The sequence below is a fragment of the Streptomyces calidiresistens genome (assembly GCF_014141525.1).
Lineage (GTDB): Bacteria > Actinomycetota > Actinomycetes > Streptomycetales > Streptomycetaceae > Streptomyces > Streptomyces calidiresistens.
The window spans coordinates 1-522 of sequence record NZ_VKHS01001517.1 but is presented as its reverse complement, the minus strand read 5'-3'; the positions used below and the strand labels follow the sequence as shown (position 1 = coordinate 522).

Sequence of the window (522 nt, the reverse complement as noted above, 5' to 3'; positions counted from 1 at the left end):
GGCCGGGGCGTCCGCGTGGAGTCCGTGCAGGTGGACACCGCGCGCCTGGAGCCGGGGGTGGAGCGGGTGGTGGTGTGCGCGTCGGTGGACGGCGGCACCTTCGCCTCCGTGCCCGACCTGCGCCTGCGGCTGCTCGACCCGACCGACGGCAGCGAGGCGGCGCGCTTCGCGATGACCAGCGCCACGACCGAGACCGCCATGATCGGCGGTGAACTCTACCGGCGCGACGGGGGGTGGAGATTCCGGGCGATCGGGCAGGGCTACGACACCGGTCTCGCCGGGCTGGCCCGCGACTACGGGATCGACGTCGCCGACGAGCCCGGGGAGCGGGGTGCCGCGCCGGCGGGTGCCCGGGCCGGCGCACCCCGCACCGACCGGCCGGCCGCGCCCCCCGGCGGGCCGGTCCGCCCGGCGGAGCCCGGGCCCTCGCCCACGCCGATGGGTTCGCCCCCGCCGTCACCTCCCCCGGGTCCCCCGGGTGGTGGCGGACCGACGGGCCCCGGGCCGTCCCCGCACCCGTAC

1 protein-coding gene is annotated in these 522 nt (G+C 79.7%); it reads left to right on the top strand.

The window, feature by feature from the left end; all coding sequences use genetic code 11:
- Positions 1-15 precede the first annotated feature (15 nt).
- Positions 16-522, top strand: a 507-nt coding sequence (locus FOE67_RS28095; RefSeq protein ID WP_323385654.1) for a TerD family protein, incomplete at its 3' end; no start/stop codon positions are given.